12 protein-coding genes and 1 pseudogene are annotated in these 17,316 nt (G+C 37.4%); 7 read left to right on the top strand and 6 right to left on the bottom strand.

All coding sequences use genetic code 11. From position 1 onward, the window contains the following. The first annotated feature begins 7 nt into the window (after positions 1–7). From NG743_RS14420 to rnhA, 3 genes are all read left to right on the top strand, one after another. Positions 8–4,699: an FkbM family methyltransferase gene (locus NG743_RS14420; RefSeq protein WP_257120316.1), complete on the top strand. Its 4,692-nt coding sequence runs from the start codon at positions 8–10 to the stop codon at positions 4,697–4,699. Positions 4,700–5,240: 541 nt separating this feature from the next. Then, on the top strand, positions 5,241–5,675 hold the full coding sequence (locus NG743_RS14415; RefSeq protein ID WP_257120315.1) for a GNAT family N-acetyltransferase: 435 nt from the start codon (positions 5,241–5,243) through the stop codon (positions 5,673–5,675). Positions 5,676–5,762: 87 nt separating this feature from the next. Continuing rightward, entirely contained in the window at positions 5,763–6,680 is a 918-nt protein-coding gene (gene rnhA, locus NG743_RS14410) for a ribonuclease HI (RefSeq protein ID WP_027403430.1), read from the top strand. Between the two features lie 444 nt (positions 6,681–7,124). On the opposite strand, the gene NG743_RS14405 is transcribed toward rnhA, so the two are convergent. The 3 genes and pseudogenes from NG743_RS14405 to NG743_RS14395 form a co-directional block, all read right to left on the bottom strand. Beyond that, a complete protein-coding gene (locus NG743_RS14405) occupies positions 7,125–9,005 on the bottom strand; it encodes an ABC transporter ATP-binding protein (protein ID WP_257120314.1) in 1,881 nt (626 codons plus the stop codon). Positions 9,006–9,052: 47 nt separating this feature from the next. Next, positions 9,053–9,517 carry a hypothetical protein gene (locus NG743_RS14400; protein WP_027403428.1) on the bottom strand — a complete coding sequence of 155 codons (465 nt, stop codon included), beginning with the start codon at positions 9,515–9,517 and terminating at the stop codon, positions 9,053–9,055. Between the two features lie 218 nt (positions 9,518–9,735). Continuing rightward, positions 9,736–10,005, bottom strand: a pseudogene (locus tag NG743_RS14395) (NAD-dependent epimerase/dehydratase family protein); the annotation flags it as partial. A 73-nt stretch (positions 10,006–10,078) separates the two neighbouring features. Here NG743_RS14395 and NG743_RS14390 point away from each other — a divergent pair. Beyond that, positions 10,079–10,597 (top strand): GUN4 domain-containing protein, encoded by a 519-nt coding sequence (locus NG743_RS14390; protein WP_051424382.1) that lies wholly within the window; start codon positions 10,079–10,081, stop codon positions 10,595–10,597. 174 nt (positions 10,598–10,771) lie between these two features. Here NG743_RS14390 and hemE read toward each other — a convergent pair whose 3' ends face one another. Continuing rightward, the gene (gene hemE, locus NG743_RS14385; protein WP_027403426.1) at positions 10,772–11,824 is read right to left on the bottom strand and encodes a uroporphyrinogen decarboxylase; all 1,053 of its coding nucleotides are present in this window, start codon (positions 11,822–11,824) and stop codon (positions 10,772–10,774) included. Positions 11,825–12,706: 882 nt separating this feature from the next. Next, positions 12,707–13,858, bottom strand: coding sequence for a magnesium/cobalt transporter CorA (gene corA / locus NG743_RS14380; RefSeq protein ID WP_027403425.1), 1,152 nt, complete (start codon positions 13,856–13,858; stop codon positions 12,707–12,709). 109 nt (positions 13,859–13,967) lie between these two features. Here corA and NG743_RS14375 point away from each other — a divergent pair, with 109 nt between their 5' ends. The 3 genes from NG743_RS14375 to NG743_RS14365 are packed head-to-tail and all read left to right on the top strand — an operon-like array spanning position 13,968 to position 16,557. Next, positions 13,968–14,435: a hypothetical protein gene (locus NG743_RS14375; RefSeq protein WP_257120313.1), complete on the top strand. Its 468-nt coding sequence runs from the start codon at positions 13,968–13,970 to the stop codon at positions 14,433–14,435. Between the two features lie 29 nt (positions 14,436–14,464). Further along, on the top strand, positions 14,465–15,271 hold the full coding sequence (locus NG743_RS14370) for an SDR family oxidoreductase (RefSeq protein ID WP_027403423.1): 807 nt from the start codon (positions 14,465–14,467) through the stop codon (positions 15,269–15,271). A gap of 17 nt (positions 15,272–15,288) precedes the next feature. After that, entirely contained in the window at positions 15,289–16,557 is a 1,269-nt protein-coding gene (locus NG743_RS14365) for a thioredoxin family protein (RefSeq protein WP_257120312.1), read from the top strand. Positions 16,558–16,826: 269 nt separating this feature from the next. Here NG743_RS14365 and NG743_RS14360 read toward each other — a convergent pair whose 3' ends face one another. Next, positions 16,827–17,282 (bottom strand): cupin domain-containing protein, encoded by a 456-nt coding sequence (locus NG743_RS14360; protein WP_027403421.1) that lies wholly within the window; start codon positions 17,280–17,282, stop codon positions 16,827–16,829. Between the last annotated feature and the right edge of the window lie 34 nt (positions 17,283–17,316).

Here is a 17,316-nt window from a genome sequence, read left to right as displayed (position 1 = left end):
TTGAAATATGATTATTTTTTGTGGTGGAATTAGTAATGATCAGAGAATTATTGCTTACGAACTGTGTCAATCTCTACTCTCTCAAACTGGGAAAATAAATATCCAAGGAACTATTTGCAATACTGCCTTGGAAATAGATGCTTATTTTCAGCTTTTACAACAACCCTCATCTGTAACACTAATTCAATATCAGATTCCTTCAAAATTAGCTTTAGAGAAAATTCAGCACGGTGAAGCTAAGAGTATTTATCTGCATCAAGACCCCCGTGAAATTTTGGCTGCTGTTCTTGCTTCTTTAGAACAGAAATTAACCTTTGAATCTACTTTTATCAAACTTTGGCAACAATATCAAGACAAGTGGTTTCCTGATAGCCATCAAACTTTATTAATGCGTAGAGAAAAATTAATTTCAGAACCACATTCAGAAATTTCTAAGTTAGCCACATATTTAAACATTGAATTTACAGAATCGGAAATTGATTTGTTATTAAAGCAGTGTCCGTTACCAGCACAGGCAACTGTACCACAATGGCAAGAAATTCTCAGTTCTGAGCAATGCTTAATTATTGAAACCTTACTAAAACCATTACTACTGCAATTTAATGACGAAGACGAGTTGAGTATATCTGAAAGATTAGAACAACATTTAGCAGCAATTCAATTAGAACCATTACTAATCCAAATTGATAAAATTATTGGTCAATTTAGCCAGATAAAGCCCGAAGTACGGGGGCAATTTTACGAATCCATTGATCAATATCTGATCACCACTTTAGCGGCAATGGGGCGGTTAAATGAAGCAGCGGAAGTCTGCCATTTACTAGGAACAGCCCTAACTTTACAAAATGACTTACAACTAGCAGTAAAATCGTATTTACGCGCTCTGAATATCCAACCTCAGTTAGCCAAATATCACTATAATCTAGGCTTTGTTTATGAACAAGAGGATGATTGGGAAAAGGCTATTGATCATTATACTCATGCTATCACCATTAATGATAATTATACTAAGGCTTACTATCGCTTAGGATTGATTTTTAAACGTCAAAAGCAATTTACTCAAGCCATAGAACAATTTTCTCAAGTCTTGCACCTAGATCCAAAGCATCAGGGGGCAAAATTCAATTTAGCTTTACTTTGGCAACAAGGAGAAGGTGCAGATTTCATTCAAAATTTGTTAGGAGAAACTGACCTGGAATTATTGCCTCATTTGACAGAAGAAATAAACGACACTGGGGCAATGTTGGTGGGTGAACGAAAATGGGAACAAGCTAAAAGCTGTTTTAAATCGGTGATTGAGCTAGATCCTGATTGTGTTTTGGCTCACTATAATTTAGGTTGTGTTTTACAAAATCAAAACCGCTATCCAGAAGCAATTACTTCCTATCTTCGGTCTTTAAAGATTGATGCAAATTACATTGATTCCTTAAAAAATTTAGGTTATGTTTACTATAGAAATGGACAAGCAGATTTAGCCCAAGAATGTTTCCAAAAAACACTAAAATTAAATCCTAATTATAGCGAAACTTATGAACTTTTGGGATTTATTGCTGGTGAACAAGGAAAATTATCAGAGTCTATTAGTCTGTTGAATGAAACTCTGAAAATTAATCCTAATAATCCTAAATTACATTCTGCTTTTCTGTTTAATTTATCTTCTCTTGTCAGTTTTACACCCCAAGAAATATTAGATTCTGCTAAATTGTGGTATCAACAGCAAGTAGTTAGTCAATGGCTACCGACTTTAACCACTCACCCTAACGATAAAACTTCACACCGTCGTTTACGCATTGGCTATATTTCCCCTGATTTTCGCAGACATTCGGTAAGTTCATTTATTAAACCCGTTTTTCAACACCACGACCGCACCCAGGTTGAGGTTTTCTGCTATGGGGAAGTCAAAGAACCGGATGCAATTACAGAGGAAATTATAGATATCTGCGATGGTTGGCGTTCTACTGTCGGTCTTTCTGATTTACAAGTAGCTGAATTAATTCAAACAGACCGCATAGATATTCTGGTTGATTTGGCAGGGCATACGGCAAACAACCGGATGATGGTCTTAGGAATGAAACCAGCACCGATTCAAACTACATATTTAGGCTATTTTGCTACTACAGGTTTACCCACCATTGACTATTGGATTACTGATCAGGTTCTTCATCCCCATGATACAGAGGAAAAAACCAGCGAAACTATATGGCGTTTACCCCGTTGCTATGTAGGTTATGAACCTCTGAAAAATGCCCCGGAAATTACTGGGCTTCCTAGCAAAAAAACGGGAATTTTCACTTTTTCATCTTTCAATAATTTACGCAAACTTACACCAGAAACTTTTGCGCTGTGGATTGAAATCCTCAAAGCAGTTCCTAATTCTCGCTTGGTATTAAAATGCGCTAGTTCTGATGTATTCAGTCCCTTAATTACTGAAAAAATCCAAACTCCCTTTGTGGAACAAGGTATTGATCCTAAACGGATTTTCTTATATGGTGCATTTGCTACTGATGAAGACCATCTGAATCTTTATAATCAGGTTGATTTGCATTTGGATAGTATTCCCTATACAGGATGTACTACGACTTGTGAGGCCTTGTGGATGGGAGTACCGACATTAACCCTAGCAGGGACTCGGAAAATGGAGCGCATGAGTGCCAGTATTCTCCACAGTGTTGGTTTGGATGATTGTATTGCCCATAGTGCCACAGAGTATGTTCAAAGAGCGATCGCATTAGCCCAAAATCCAGATTATCTCCAATCTTTGCGCTCAACTATGCGCGAACGAATGCTGCACTTTCCTTTGTTGGATGTGAAAAACATCGCCAGCACTTTAGAAGCAGCTTATCGCCAAATGTGGCAGATTTATATTGAAAAAAACACAGGATCTAACAGCGCAAATCTCCCTAATCATGCTTCTGTTCCGGTGGAATTAGAACCCGCTGATGCTATTAATTACTATCAGCAACATATCGAAAATCATCCTGATGATGCCCAGGGATATTATCATTTAGGTCTAGCTTATCAAGCCTTAGATGATGTAGAAAATGCGATTCCATCTTATTTGCAATCTCTTGCCATTAATCGCGGTTCTGCTGCTACTTATCAAGCTTTAGGTAAATTGTTAGAAGAACAGGAATTAATTGCAGAGGCTGAAAAATATTATCGGTGTGCATTGTTATTAGCACCTGATGATAGTGAAATACGAGAAACTTTCAAAGGTTTTTTACAGGAATATCGTTCTCAACCTGCTAATAAAATTATTCCCATTTTTCAGGAAAATGCTAACAATTCTGAAGAGCGTAAATACTTTAAATTCACTAATGCTGATCCTCATGAATGCCTAGTAGAGATTGAGGGTGGAATTAAAGTATGTGTTAAGAATGATATCAACAGCTTGACAACTTATGTTTTGCTAGAACAGGGTGATTGGTTGGAGTCAGAAATGGAGTTTATTCGCAAACTGATTACACCAGGGATGGAAATCCTAGATATTGGTGCTAATCATGGAGTCTATACCTTAACTATGGCTAAGTTACTCCAAGGAGAAGGTAAAATTACGGCTTATGAACCTGCTAGTTCAGTTGTTTCCTTATTGCGAAAAGGTGTAGAAGCTAATGGTTTCACGAATGTAGAGATAGTTAATGCCGGCTTATCAGATTGTCAGGGTGAAGCAACTTTATTTCTATCAACAAATAGTGAACTAAATTCTCTACAGCCTGATAATTTATCTCAACAACAAGAAATTATTAAACTGCTAAACTTGGATCAAGAATTAGCCCTGCGTAACTGGCAGAAGATTGACTTTATTAAGTTAGATGCAGAAGGAGAAGAAGCCAAGATTCTCGCAGGTGGTAAAAGATTCTTCTTTGAGCAATCGCCATTAATTATGTTTGAACTCAAGCATGGCAAACATATTAATATGCGGTTAATTCAACTATTTCAAAATCTCGGCTATGAGACTTACTACTTAATTTCTAGCATCGGTTGTTTAGTGCCTTTTGATGTAAATCAGCCAGTAGATGGCTATCAATTAAACTTGTTTGCTTGTAAGCCAGAGCGATCGCAACAATTAGCTGAACGTGGTTTACTAGTAACACAAGTTAAAGAAAAGCCTCTACTTCCACAACCATCCTACTGGTTAGAAGCAATAGCAGCTTATAGTTATGCAACTCCTTTCCTAAATCAGTGGCAAGAATACGCAACGGTTGCCAATGCTGATAATCAAGTTTATTTAGAAGGGCTAAATTACTTCTTTCTCTCAAAAACAGTCAGCCTTTCCCCAGGAGAAAAGTTTGCCTCCTTAGAACATTCCTTTGAATGTATTCAGCAAGCTGTTAAGGCTCAACCTTCGTTAACTAGATATTGTAGTTTGGCTAGAGTAGCGGCAGAGTTAGGGAAAAGACAAGTTAGTGTGGAAATACTGGAAAAATTAATTACCAATATCAATTCTGGCAGATTAATTAGGGTAGATGAGCCTTTTCTGCCTGTGAGTCAGCAATACGATCATCAGATATTTAACAATAATCTGCAAGACTGGTTCTTAGTAAGTGTTGTTGAAACCTGCGAGAATAGCCGCGTTTTCTCATCTTACTTCTCAGCTAAACAATCAGTATCTTTACTCAATCAGATTATTCATAAACCCTTCCATAGTCATCAGTCAGAAGGCCGATTACTTCTTGCCAACAAACGAATTGACGGATAACGATAGGATGAAATTAGTAATGCACCATTATCAAGGATTTGGTGCGTTACGCTGTCGCTAACACACCCTACGTATTTTTAACGTGAATTCGATAGCGTAGCGTGACGACGTAGGAGTCATTGAACCTCACCCCAACCCCTCTCCGACACGGAGAGGGGCATTTTAACTTATCATTATACTCAAAACGGCTAGAAGCTGGACTTTTTTATCATACAAAGAACAAGTTCAAAGCCTCTCCAGTATTAAATATTATTCCTTTTCCCTCTCCTAAGAGGAGAGGGTTAGGGAGAGGTGCGGGGAGAGGTTTACCAGAGGGGTTAAAAATTATTATATATTGAGTATATCATAGCCCCCTCATCGCTTGCGGGGAGGGGGTTGGGGGTGGGGTTCTTGTACCTCATAACATAAAATCCACATTACATATTTAGTAAGGTGCGTCAGATAGGGGAAATCTGTTTTTTACCAAATCATTGGGTCTGACGCACCCTACAAGAGATAAAATCCACATTAGATCAAAACTATGCACAATAAAGTTTAAAAAATGAATTACCAAGTTGTTAACCAATTAAATGAAACTCAAATTTTTGAACTTGTGGAATTATACAAACATGAATTTTGGAGTAAAAACCGAACATATCAAGGTGTTAGCAAAATGTTGACTGCATCTGATATTATTATTGCTTTAATAAATGAGGAAAAAGAACTAATTGCTTTTTGTCGTGTTTTGACTGATTTTGTTTATCGGGGAGTTCTTTATGATGTGATTGTTAAACCTAGTTATAGAAAAATGGGATTTGGTGCTAAATTATTAGATGAAGTCGTTAATCATACCCAATTAAAAGCAGTAGAAGATATTGCTCTTTTCTGTTTACCAGAAATGATTCCTTTTTATGAACGGTGGGGTTTTATATATGATGTAAATGCACTGAAAATAATGCACCGGTATGATTCAGTTATGGGAGGAATAGAACCATGATTATTAACTATGATAGTCTGAAGATTATTGACTAAAATTCGTCAGTAATGACTTTCTTGATGATATTTACAGTTTGATACTTGCACTATGTCTACTCAACGTCTAATTCAAAGTATATACACAGATGGTGCTTGCACAGGCAATCCTGGACCTGGTGGTTGGGGTACAGTTGTTTATTTTAATGATGGTTCAGTTCACGAAATGGGCGATTCATCCCAGCACACCACTAATAATAAAATGGAAATGCAAGCTGCGATCGCCGCCTTGGAATTTTTCCAATCATCTGGACAAACTCAACCCATTACCCTGTACACAGATAGTAAATATGTGATTGATTGTGTGACAAAATGGGTAAAAAGCTGGAAAAAGAACGGCTGGAAAAAGTCGGATGGAAATCCCGTCCAAAACCAAGACCTCCTAGAAATTCTTGATCAACTCAATAGCCAAAGGGTACAATGGCAGCACGTCCGGGGACATTCTGGTAATGTTGGCAATGAACGCTGTGATCTAATTGCCCGTTCTTTCGCAAATCACAAAATCCCCCACCTCAAACAGTCATTAGCCGACTTTCTTCACGAAACTTTACCTGAAATTGGGGAAATAAGCGTAGTAAAAGTACCTAATGATCCGATAAACTCTACAATAACTAATAAAAATACACTAGAAAGCAGTCTGTCTGCATCAGATACCAGCACTATGGAACTATCTACAACACCAACTGCGACTACAACCAACGAACAACCCACTGAAATCAGGGTTTTACAACTTCGCAATTTGGTGGAAACCTTGCGTATTGCAGACGAAATTGCCGAAAAAGGCTACCTAATTACCAGTTCAGAATTAGCAGACTTAATGGGTGTTCACTCTAGCGCCGTTACCAGCAGAGGTGATGAATGGCGTTGGCGAAATTGGATAGTTTCACGGGTCAGACGTGAAGGTAATCAAATCCTTTGGGAACTGGAACGTGTTGATACTCTGCGGTCTAAAGACACGCAGATTCTTTAATACTTGCTTAAAAAGGATAGTCAATTATCCTCCTAAGTAGGTGAACACAATAAAACCAATCTGTGTAAAGAAAAGTAAAATCTCCCAAACCCTCTTCACTCTTACATGATTGCCTCTTGCCAATTAATTTTACCATATCACAGCAAACCCTAAATAGAGCCTCCGGCTTCCGAAGGGATACGCCATTGGCACTTCCTCCACTGTCTGAAGCCAAGTGGCTTCTGTGCCTTTCGTTCTCTCTTGTGATTTGTAATTAAGTTTACACACAAGTTAAATTACCCCCCTTAATCCCCCCTTATAAAGGGCCCTTATAAAGGGGGGATTAAGGAAAAATTAGTTCCCTCCCCTTTATAAGGCAAGGGGAGGGTTAGGGAGGGGTAAAACATTTGATAGCAGCAACCATAAATTAGTGATTTAGATCATATAGATGCTGCACACCTTTGATTAAGCTCCTAACATTTGTAAATTGTGTAAAGTGGCATAAAATCCCTGTTGTTGTAACAATTCCTCATGACTTCCCTGTTCAATTAATTCTCCCCGTTTCAACACAAAAATTCTATCCACATTCCGAATCGTTGAGAGACGGTGAGCAATAATAATTGAAGTTCGTTGTATTAACAACTGATTTAAAGCTTCTTGAACTAAAGCCTCCGTTCCCACATCTAAACTCGCTGTAGCTTCATCTAAAACCAAAATTTGCGGATTACGAATAGCCGCCCTCGCAAAGGCTAAAAGTTGTTTTTGTCCACTAGAAAGATTAGTTGCTCGTTCTCGTAACTGAGTATCATAACCTTGAGGTAATTGGTTAATAAACGTCGCCACATTTGTTTTTTCTGCTGCTTGTTGAATTTCTGCGAAACTGTAATTGTCACCCAAAGTAATATTACTTTTGACATCACCAGCGAATAAAAACGCCTCTTGCAAAATCACCGTCATATAACGTCTTAGTTCCACCTGGGGAATCTCGCGGATATCCACACCATCAATCAGAATGCGCCCTTGGGTTGGTTCATAAAGACGACATAACAGGCGAATAATCGAACTTTTCCCGGCACCAGTTGGACCGACTAAAGCCACCTTTTCCCCTGGGTGAATGGTAAAGTCTAAATTCTTAATAACGTAATCATCATCTTTATAAGCAAAGGAAACATTTTCAAACTTAATTTCTCCCAAAGCCGGAACGGGTGTAAAATCTTGAGATTCTAACTTAGAAGCTATCTCATTAATATAGCCAAATTCAAAATCTACATTTAAACTTCGAGGCTGAGAGTAATCTTTAATTTCGATAGGTTCATCTAAAATATCAACTACCCGTTCAATAGCCGTAAAACCAGATTGAATCACCGTAAACTTTTCCGCAAAATTCCGCAATGGTTCAAAAAATTGTTGGGCATATAAAATAAATGCTGATAAAATCCCAAAAGAGATTTGTTGATTTAATAATAACCAACCACCTAAACATAGTACCCCAGCAACGGCAATTAAACTAATCCATTCTAAGGTTGCAGAAACTGCGGAATCATACCAAATGCTAATATCTACCTCCTTAACATAACGTTGGTTAGCAGATCGAAATAACTCAACATTAAATTTTTCGCGGCGAAATAATTGAACTATATTAATACCGACAATATTTTCTTGAAGTTGAGAATTGAGTGTAGAAAGTTCTTCCCTGGTTTTATAATTAGCCCTTCGATACTGCTGTTGAAAATAAATTATCAACCAACTTACTGGCAAGAGGATGAATATCAACAAAGAAGCAAGTTGCCATTGAATTGAGAACATCAATCCTACAATTACTACCATAGATAGTAAATCAGAAACAATGCCTACAGCCCCAGTGGAAAAAACATCTCCTAAACTTTCGACATCACTCGTTAGTCTAGTAATCAATTTACCTACAGGTGTCTGATCAAAAAACCGCACAGCTAAAGATGTCACATGAGTAAATAAATCCTCACGAATAGCCGCCGTAATTTTTTGCCCTAGTTTCTGAACTAAATAACCTTGGATACCTGTTAATACTAAGCGCAAGGTAGTTGCAATAAGCAACAGTCCAATCAGGATATTTAAGCCTTGCCATAAAGGCATATTTTGAAGAAATTGATATGTGCTAGGTTCTTTGCGAATTAAAGAAATTGCCTGTCCTACTAATAGGGGTTTGATAGCACTAGCAACAGCAATAGGAACAAGCATCAACATGGATACTGCTAATAGTTTGCCATGACGACGACCATAGGGAACTAAGCGTAAAAATAACCGCCAGTCATTTTCTCGACGACGGTATTCGGAATTGGATTTAGTTGGAGATGGAGAGATGCCCATAAATAACAATTTAGGAGGAAAATAATGTGAAATTCTGCCCTGGGGGACTAATTTTTTTCAAAATTTAAGCCATTGATTTCTTGACATTTTGCCTGTGCTGCTTGATAAGCTGTCAAATATTCTGGACCACCCAACATGACATCACCATAATAATCATAGGGGGCTTCGCCATAAATAGGTAAGGGATCATCTTCTGGATAATCTTCTTTGGATTCTTCAATAATGGCTTTGAGCTTTTTGGCACTCAGGTTTTGGGCGGGAAAATAATACAGTTCTTGGGGATTTTTCTGTAAATGGGGAAGTGTCGGATCTATAATTACATCATTAACTTCAATCCAACTATGTTCCACTGGTTTATAGGGCTGACCTGCAAATACTAAAAAGCCTTGAATATACTTTGCCCCTTCGGTGATTAAAACTGCTTTATAGGCATTATCAAAAGGTTTTTTGGCTTTACTTTTGATAGTTTTGGCAATTTCATTAGATAGGGTTTCATCTAATAATTTGTTCATGGAGTAAATTCTCCTTTAATTATTTTGTCAATTATTAATATACACTGTACTAGGCAATTTTTAATCACCTGGACTATATAGCGATCGTAAATTAGTTATGAAAAACAAGATCCCCGACTTCTCTAAGAGGTTGTTTGAAAAGTATTAAATGAAACCGATAATCTCCAAAAACCTAACCCCCCTGCCCCCCTTCCCTACGTTAGCGCAGCGTGCCGGTTAGTAACTTCAGGAATACCAGATGTGAGATGAGAATAGGGTTTTTTGTCATCACCACCTAATACTAAGGTAGGAAAAACCGTCGTAATTTTGGGAAAAATAGCTAACTTTTCGATTTGATGTAAACAATCATATTTAGAACGGATATAATCTGTACCGATTTCTCCGGCTTCTTTGAGTGGTTTGTTTTCGTTATTTAAAACACTGGCTGTGGAAAAATAAATTACCTGTTCACATCTTTCGAGATTTAGCAGATTCATTAATTCTAAGTAGGTGGGCGGAGGAAAATCAAAATATATTTCGTTTTTTGAAATGGCTAAAACGCAACGACAATAACCCATCGAGGTGAATTTACATATCGTTACACATTTTGGTTATTTCACGTCCACCTACTTATTAGCAGAAGGTAAATGGAAAGAAGCAGATGAGGAAACAAAACGAGTAATGTTAGCAGTAGCAAAAGTGAAAAAATCAGATTTTGAAAGTGAGGAAAATTGGCTGAAGTATATTAGTTTAGATTATGAAAGTATTGATAATTTTCCCTGTGAAGACCTCCGCAGTATTGACTGGTTATGGGTAAAATATAGTAATGGTAAATTTGGCTTTTCTGTGCAGAAACGGATTTATCAAGGTTTGGGTGGAACAGAAGAGTTTGATTATAAAATCTGGGATGCTTTTGCCGATAGGGTAGGATGGATAAATGGGAAGATATACCAAGGTTTTTTATACCACAGTGATGTTTCTTCTTATAATATAAAAAAAGCACCAGAAGGTCGCCTCCCTCACTTAGTGGTCGGTGGGTATCATTGTCCCCGTGGGTTGGTGTGTTCTCTCGCGTCGAGACTTGTGGACTGTAAAATCTAAAGATTACAGAAAAATATTTAGTCAGAATCAGGACTTAAGGATGTACAGGATGTTACTGTTAACCTATTCAAAAATAACAGAAATTTCTCTCTGTGTCCTCTGTGCCTCTGTGGTTCGTTATTTCCTCATCTGCGGTTAATAAAAATCAGGTGGGCAAAAAACCCACCCGAAAAACTAGACCAAAGCGTTGAGATTTTTGGCAGTTTCAAAGAAGAAAGCGACGTTTTCTTCTGGTGTTTCGGGGAGGACACCATGACCGAGATTGAGGATATGTCCCCAGTTACCAGCTTTGCGAACGGTGTCCAAAACGCGATCGCGGATAAATTCCTTAGAACCAAATAATACACCCGGATCAAGATTACCCTGTACTTTGACGTGCTTACCTAATCTAGCTCTGGCATCTGCCATATCTACTGCCCAGTCTACAGTAATGATATCTGCACCAGAAGCAGGCATTCTTTCCAAAAGTCCGGCACTACCTGTTACCAACAAAATTAATGGTGTGTCAGGATGAGTGGCTTTTACCTTCTGAAACACCATTTTTTGATAAGGTAGAGCAAAGGTATCATAATCTTGAGGGCTTAATTGTCCTGCCCAAGAATCGAACATCTGTACTACTTGAGCGCCACAATCAATTTGATAGCGGACATAATCAGCGATAGAATCAGCTAATTTAGTGAGTAGCTGATGGAGAATTGTCGGATCTGAGAAAGCCATGTTTTTGATGATGGAATAGGTTTTAGAACCCTTACCTTCCACCGCATAAGCTGCTAAAGTCCAAGGTGCGCCGACAAAGCCTAACACCGTTGATTGATTACCCACTTCCTGCCGTAATGCTTGCAAAATCGTTTTGATAAACGGCAGTGCTGTTTCTGGATCTAAGGAATGCAGTTGATCAACTTGTTGTTTAGTGCGTATGGGCGAATAAATAATCGGTCCCTTTCCTTCCGCAATATCCATATCAATCCCCATTCCTGGTAAGGGGGTGACAATATCGGAAAACAAAATTACTCCATCGGGTTGGAAAGCTCTCCAGGGTTGGAGGGAAACTTCGATCGCCACTTCGGGAATTTCTGAGCGATCGCGGAATGAAGGATATTTATCCCGTAAATCCCGGTAAGCTTTCATGTAGCGTCCCGCTTGTCGCATCATCCATACAGGGGGACGATCTACTTGTTCACCACGAGCAGCCCGAAGGAGGAGAGGAGCCGTTAAGGAAACACCCATTTAACACTTCGTCCTAAGTCACTTTTATATTTCACCATTTAGCTTACCATCCTCAGATTCCTCTTGATCTACCTATCTATACAGGTCTTAAGGTTGCTTGACTTAACTTAATAAAACGTTATGTTTTTCCTGGTGAATGGAGAAAAGAATCAAGTCAATGGCTGAATAAGCTAGTAGTTCGTCAAATTTATTTTGATAGGTAATGTCTTCCCTCCCCTGCCTCCCCTACCTCCCCTACCCCCCTGCCTCTTTTCTCCCCCTGCTTGCCTTCACCCGTCATTTTCGGGTTGACAGACTACTAGGACGCATTTAATTTTGATTTAGTGAAGTTAGAAAATAGACCATTCTCAAAATTACTAAGTAGGGTTTGCTGAAAAAGTTGTCTGTGAGGGCTAGAAGTATGGCTAACGCTGCGCTATCAGGAGGTAGGGGCGCAGGGACTGCGCCGATTCGGGAGTATGGCTAACACCACGCTGCGCCATCAGGAGGATTTAGAAGAAGTTATAAGTAATATCAAGTCTGGAAAACTGAGCGATAATCTGTGTATTTGCAGGATTTATGTAGTCTGACACTTGCGTAAGTTCTAATAAATAAGAAATATTAATAAAACTTGACTAAGCATCCTTTTTATTCATTCTTAAGCGACAATGGAAACATAAGAAAATAGAGTTAAAAAAAACAACTAGTTAAGCACTAGCTAGGTGGAGGTGGAATATGACAACCCAAAATTTGCTCATCCCTCATGCTTATACGTATCTGCTCGTAAAAATTAGTGTTTTAGTTTTAGCATTGTTGCTGTGGTTTGTGTTTACAGCCGCACCTGTTATTTAATTGCATTTGAAACTTAGAGATGTTGCAGAAAACGTCTCTATTTTATGGACATTAGCGGTGAATATCTTTTTTAAAATTAACAGAATTAGTCAGCCAACCCCGTCGCCAGAAAAAGTATATTAGACTAATAGCAATTAACCCCATTGCTCCTAAACATAGCGGATAGCCCCAATACCAATTTAATTCTGGCATATTGTGGGGTGATTTTTCAGTATTGAAATTCATCCCATATACCCCAGCAATAAAAGTTAAGGGAATAAAAATAGAAGAAACCACCGTTAGCAACTTCATAATTTCATTCATTTTATTACTGATTGCCGATAAATACACATCCATTAAACCAGCCACTAATTCTCGATAAGTTTCCACTATATCCATCACTTGGACTGCATGATCATAACAATCTCGCAGATATATTCTCACATCATCACTAATTAATTCACTACCATCTCTAATTAAAGAATTAATTGCATCTCTTTGTGGCCAAATTGCGCGACGTAGTTGTAATAATTCTCGCCGAATTTGATATATTTTTTGTAATGTTTGTTGACTAGGATTGACGATTACTTCTTCTTCTAAATCATCAATTCTTTCCCCATACAGTTCTAAAACTGGGAAAAATCCATCAATAATTGCGTCTAATAAAGAATAAGCCAAGTAATCACTACCTTGTCTGCGAATAATACCTTTATTCTTATTAATTCTCATTCTCACCCCATCAAAACAATCATGTTCTGGTTCTTCCTGGACTGTCAAAACATAATATTTGCCTAAGACTAAACTTACTTGTTCACTATAAAAACTGCCATTATTATGATTAGGTACAACCATGTGGGCAATAATTACTAATTGCTCTTCATAATCCTCAATTTTTGGTCGTTCTACCATGTTGACAATATCTTCCAAAATTAGAGGATGTAAATCAAAAGTTTGACCTAAACGCTGTAAAATATCTTTACTACCTAAACCTTGAACATCCACCCAAGAAACTGATTCTGTATCCAAATAATTAAGACATTCTTCAGGGTAACTTATTTGTTTATGAATGAGTTCAGTTTGATTATAGTCAATGAGAAAAATAATTGGTTGTTCAGCATTTTCATCAACAATGATTGTTCCTGGTTGAGTTCCTGGTTCGTGATAGAATTCCTTCCCCCGTGACTTCTTCATAGCTTTGGTAGCGCGGCGAATTTTTATAACCATAAATTTTTACTCTGTAGATATTACTGTCTAAAATTTTAACTCATATCGTATAATTTTCTTATTTTAGATTACGGAAATGGTAATTTCTCTAGACAAATAAAATAAAAATATGCTTATGCAACCAACTCAGCAAACATTTTGGTTAATTGAAACTGAAGCAAAACCATTGCAGCAGATTATAGGTGGTGGTTTTATTTTACCAGATGGACAGGTAGCGATTGCCCGAATCTTACCACATTCCAGTTACATCACCTTTCCATCTTTGGCATCCTTTCAACAACTGCAAAATCAAAGAGGGAGAACATTAGTATTTGGAGAAAACTCACGAGATAATTATCACCTACAAAGCTTTAAACTGGTAAGATATCAAGATGTAACAGGTATCAGCGGTACTGGTGTAGTTGCCATAGGATGTTATTTTCAACTTTTCCATCAAGATATTAGTCAAAATTCTGCTAATATTGCAGTTATGCAATGGTTGAAAGCGCCTAAATCCACAGCTTGGTATACTCAAGGATGCTCCCAAATTATATTAATTCATGGACATAAAGGTAAAACCAAAATTATTGTAGATTAAATATCCCCTATTCCAGAAGTCTTCCATTTATGAACACTAGTGAAAATCTCATCTTAGTTGTCGGTTCTACCGGTGGAGTTGGACAACTTGTAGTTAGTAAACTATTAGAAAAAGGCTTACCAGTTCGTATTCTCACCAGGGATGCCGAAAAAGCCGCAAAAATGTTTAATAACAAAGTAGAAATTGCAATTGGTGATATCTGTAAACCCAGCACATTGACAGCAGCAATGGCAAACATTACCGCCATTATTTGTTGTACAGGAACTACCGCTTTCCCTTCTGCAAGATGGGAGTTTAATCAAACCCCCAACATAATCGAATTAGGGATTACCGTATTTAATCCCCAATTCCTAGAAGATAAAGCCAAAAATACCCCCACTAAAGTTGATACACAGGGTGTAATTAATCTTATATCAGCAGCACCAAAAAACCTCAACCGCTTCGTATTTGTTTCTTCCTGTGGAATTCTGCGTAAACATCAATTTCCGTTTAATATTCTGAATCTTTTTGGTGTACTTGACGCTAAAGAAAAAGGAGAACAAGCCATTATTAATTCGGGAATTCCTTATACTATTATTCGTCCCGGACGTTTAACCGATGGACCATATACATCCTATGATCTCAATACCTTACTCAAAGCCACAAGTGGAGGTAAATCAAACATCATTTTCGGAACAGGAGACACAGTTTCTGGTGATACCAGCCGCATTGATGTAGCTGCAACTTGTGTAGAAAGTTTATTTTATCAAAGTTCTGTGAATAAAGTTTTTGAAATAGTTAATCAAGGAAATAGACCGACTATAATTGATTGGCAAAATCTTTTTTCACAATTATAAAAAAGAGAGCAAAAAACATGAAATTGAATAACTTTAACATCCCACTTCTTTTAATATTTGCTAGTTTTGTTTTTTCACCAGCAGGTTATACTCAAACCCCAGAATCACAAACATCTCAACTATCTGAAGAAGTTACTAAATTACGGACACAAGGACAAACAGGATTACAAACATTTCTCAAATTCCATATTAATAACCTAACATCTCCACCAAAACCACAAATTAAAACAGCTTTAGATCAATTGTGTCAACAACGAGATTGTTATGCTTCCAAATTATATTGGTATACCGATTTAGAACAAGCCAAAACTGCTGCTAAACTTAGTGGTAAACCAATCCTTTCTTTAAGATTATTGGGGAGATTAGATACAGACCTTAGTTGTGCCAACAGCCGGTTTTTTAGAGTAGCATTATATCCCAATACCGAAATTTCCCAAGAATTAAGAGACAAATTTATCTTGCATTGGCAAAGTGTTCGTCCTGTTCCCAAAGTCACAATTGATTTTGGTGACGGACGCAAATTAGAAAGAACAATCACCGGTAATAGTATTCATTACATTTTAGATAGTTCTGGTCGTCCCATTGATGCCATTCCCGGACTTTATGGACCAAAAGCTTTTCTTAAACAACTCCAGCAAGGGGAAGTAATCGCCAAAATTTTGAGTAACCAAAATGGTGAAAAATACAATTTATTATTACAACAATACCATCTGCACCGTCTTGACGACATTCAAAACCAATGGAGAACAGATTTATCTAAATTGGGTATTCAATCTCCACCCCAGTTAGTTCGCACAAATAATCCTACATCACTTCCTAGTGCTAGATTAGCAAGTTCCTTAGCAGTTTCTAAAGCAGTAGTTGAAAGACCAATTCTGAATTCTATTCAACCAGAACCAGCAGAAACTTCTTCAGAAATTCTTAACCAAGCAACTTGGAATGAATTATCTAGGCTATATCAAAACGATGCTAGACTGGATAAAAATAGTATAACTTTAATTGAAGATAAAAAGTTACCAAATACAACAGATAAAAATAATTTATCCAGAGTAATTCGTAATTTTGAAACCGTCATGGCTTTAGATACTGTCAAAAACGAATATCTGCTACACAGACAAATTCATCAATGGTTTTTAGCAGAAAATCAAACATCAAATATTAATCAGTTGAATGAAAAAGTTTATGCTGAATTATTTTTAACTCCCAGTTCTGATCCTTGGTTGGGTTTAGTCAACAATGATACTTATAGTGCCATAGATAACGGTGGTATTGTGGAAAAGAATTAGAGTTGAGGAGTGTAAATAACCTCAGCAAAAACTTTGATTTTCTGGCGTTGCTGAATGAAAGTATGAATTTTTCTCACGCAGAGACGCAGAAGCGCAAAGAGTAAGAGTTTGAGAAAGGGAATTTTTGATTTTCAGAGGATGTTTGAAAAAGGTAGGGAAGGGGGGTTAGGTTTCTGGAGATTATCAGTTTCATCTAATACTTTTCAAACAACCTCTCATACCGCCATTATCCAACGCCTATTTTCTTACCTGGTCCCTTTTTTTGTAATCTAAAAAAACTTCAAAGAATCTAATCTTCCCAGAATAGTCATATCTTCAGCATCTAATTCTACGGGAATACCACTACGAATTAGTTCCGAAAAATCCTCATTGGGAACCATAATGGTTAAGGCATAAAGACGGTTTTCACCAGTATTTTTAATTAAATGCGTCCCTGTTGGTGGTACTAATAAACTATCTCCAGCTTTGATATTTACCGTTTTCCCGTCACAAATTGCGATGCCTTCTCCTTTGAGGATAAAAAACATTTCTACAGCCCATTGATGCCGATTTGGTGGTGTTTCTCCAGCGACATCAAAGATTTCTATACAACAAGTTAAAGAAGTATTTGCACTTGCAGAATCAAAGATAATTGCTAATCGGTTAGAGTCATAGGGACTAATCCGATATGCTTGATAATCTTTGGGAGATTTAATAATGGGGATTACACAACGAGTATCGTACATATTGGTAATGGGTAATTGGTAATGGGTAATTGGT

Origin of the sequence: Dolichospermum heterosporum TAC447, assembly GCF_024584745.1 — a bacterium.
In the GTDB taxonomy this organism is placed as follows: Bacteria; Cyanobacteriota; Cyanobacteriia; order Cyanobacteriales; family Nostocaceae; genus Dolichospermum; species Dolichospermum heterosporum.
This window is presented reverse-complemented; position numbering and strand designations above follow the sequence as displayed.

Coding starts and splice junctions, on each gene's coding strand:
- NG743_RS14420 (WP_257120316.1), top strand. CDS start 8: ATGATTATTTTTTGTGGTGGAATTAGTAATGATCAGAGAATTATTGCT.
- NG743_RS14415 (WP_257120315.1), top strand. CDS start 5,241: ATGAATTACCAAGTTGTTAACCAATTAAATGAAACTCAAATTTTTGAA.
- rnhA (WP_027403430.1), top strand. CDS start 5,763: ATGTCTACTCAACGTCTAATTCAAAGTATATACACAGATGGTGCTTGC.
- NG743_RS14405 (WP_257120314.1), bottom strand. CDS start 9,005: ATGGGCATCTCTCCATCTCCAACTAAATCCAATTCCGAATACCGTCGT.
- NG743_RS14400 (WP_027403428.1), bottom strand. CDS start 9,517: ATGAACAAATTATTAGATGAAACCCTATCTAATGAAATTGCCAAAACT.
- hemE (WP_027403426.1), bottom strand. CDS start 11,824: ATGGGTGTTTCCTTAACGGCTCCTCTCCTCCTTCGGGCTGCTCGTGGT.
- corA (WP_027403425.1), bottom strand. CDS start 13,858: ATGGTTATAAAAATTCGCCGCGCTACCAAAGCTATGAAGAAGTCACGG.
- NG743_RS14375 (WP_257120313.1), top strand. CDS start 13,968: ATGCTTATGCAACCAACTCAGCAAACATTTTGGTTAATTGAAACTGAA.
- NG743_RS14370 (WP_027403423.1), top strand. CDS start 14,465: ATGAACACTAGTGAAAATCTCATCTTAGTTGTCGGTTCTACCGGTGGA.
- NG743_RS14365 (WP_257120312.1), top strand. CDS start 15,289: ATGAAATTGAATAACTTTAACATCCCACTTCTTTTAATATTTGCTAGT.
- NG743_RS14360 (WP_027403421.1), bottom strand. CDS start 17,282: ATGTACGATACTCGTTGTGTAATCCCCATTATTAAATCTCCCAAAGAT.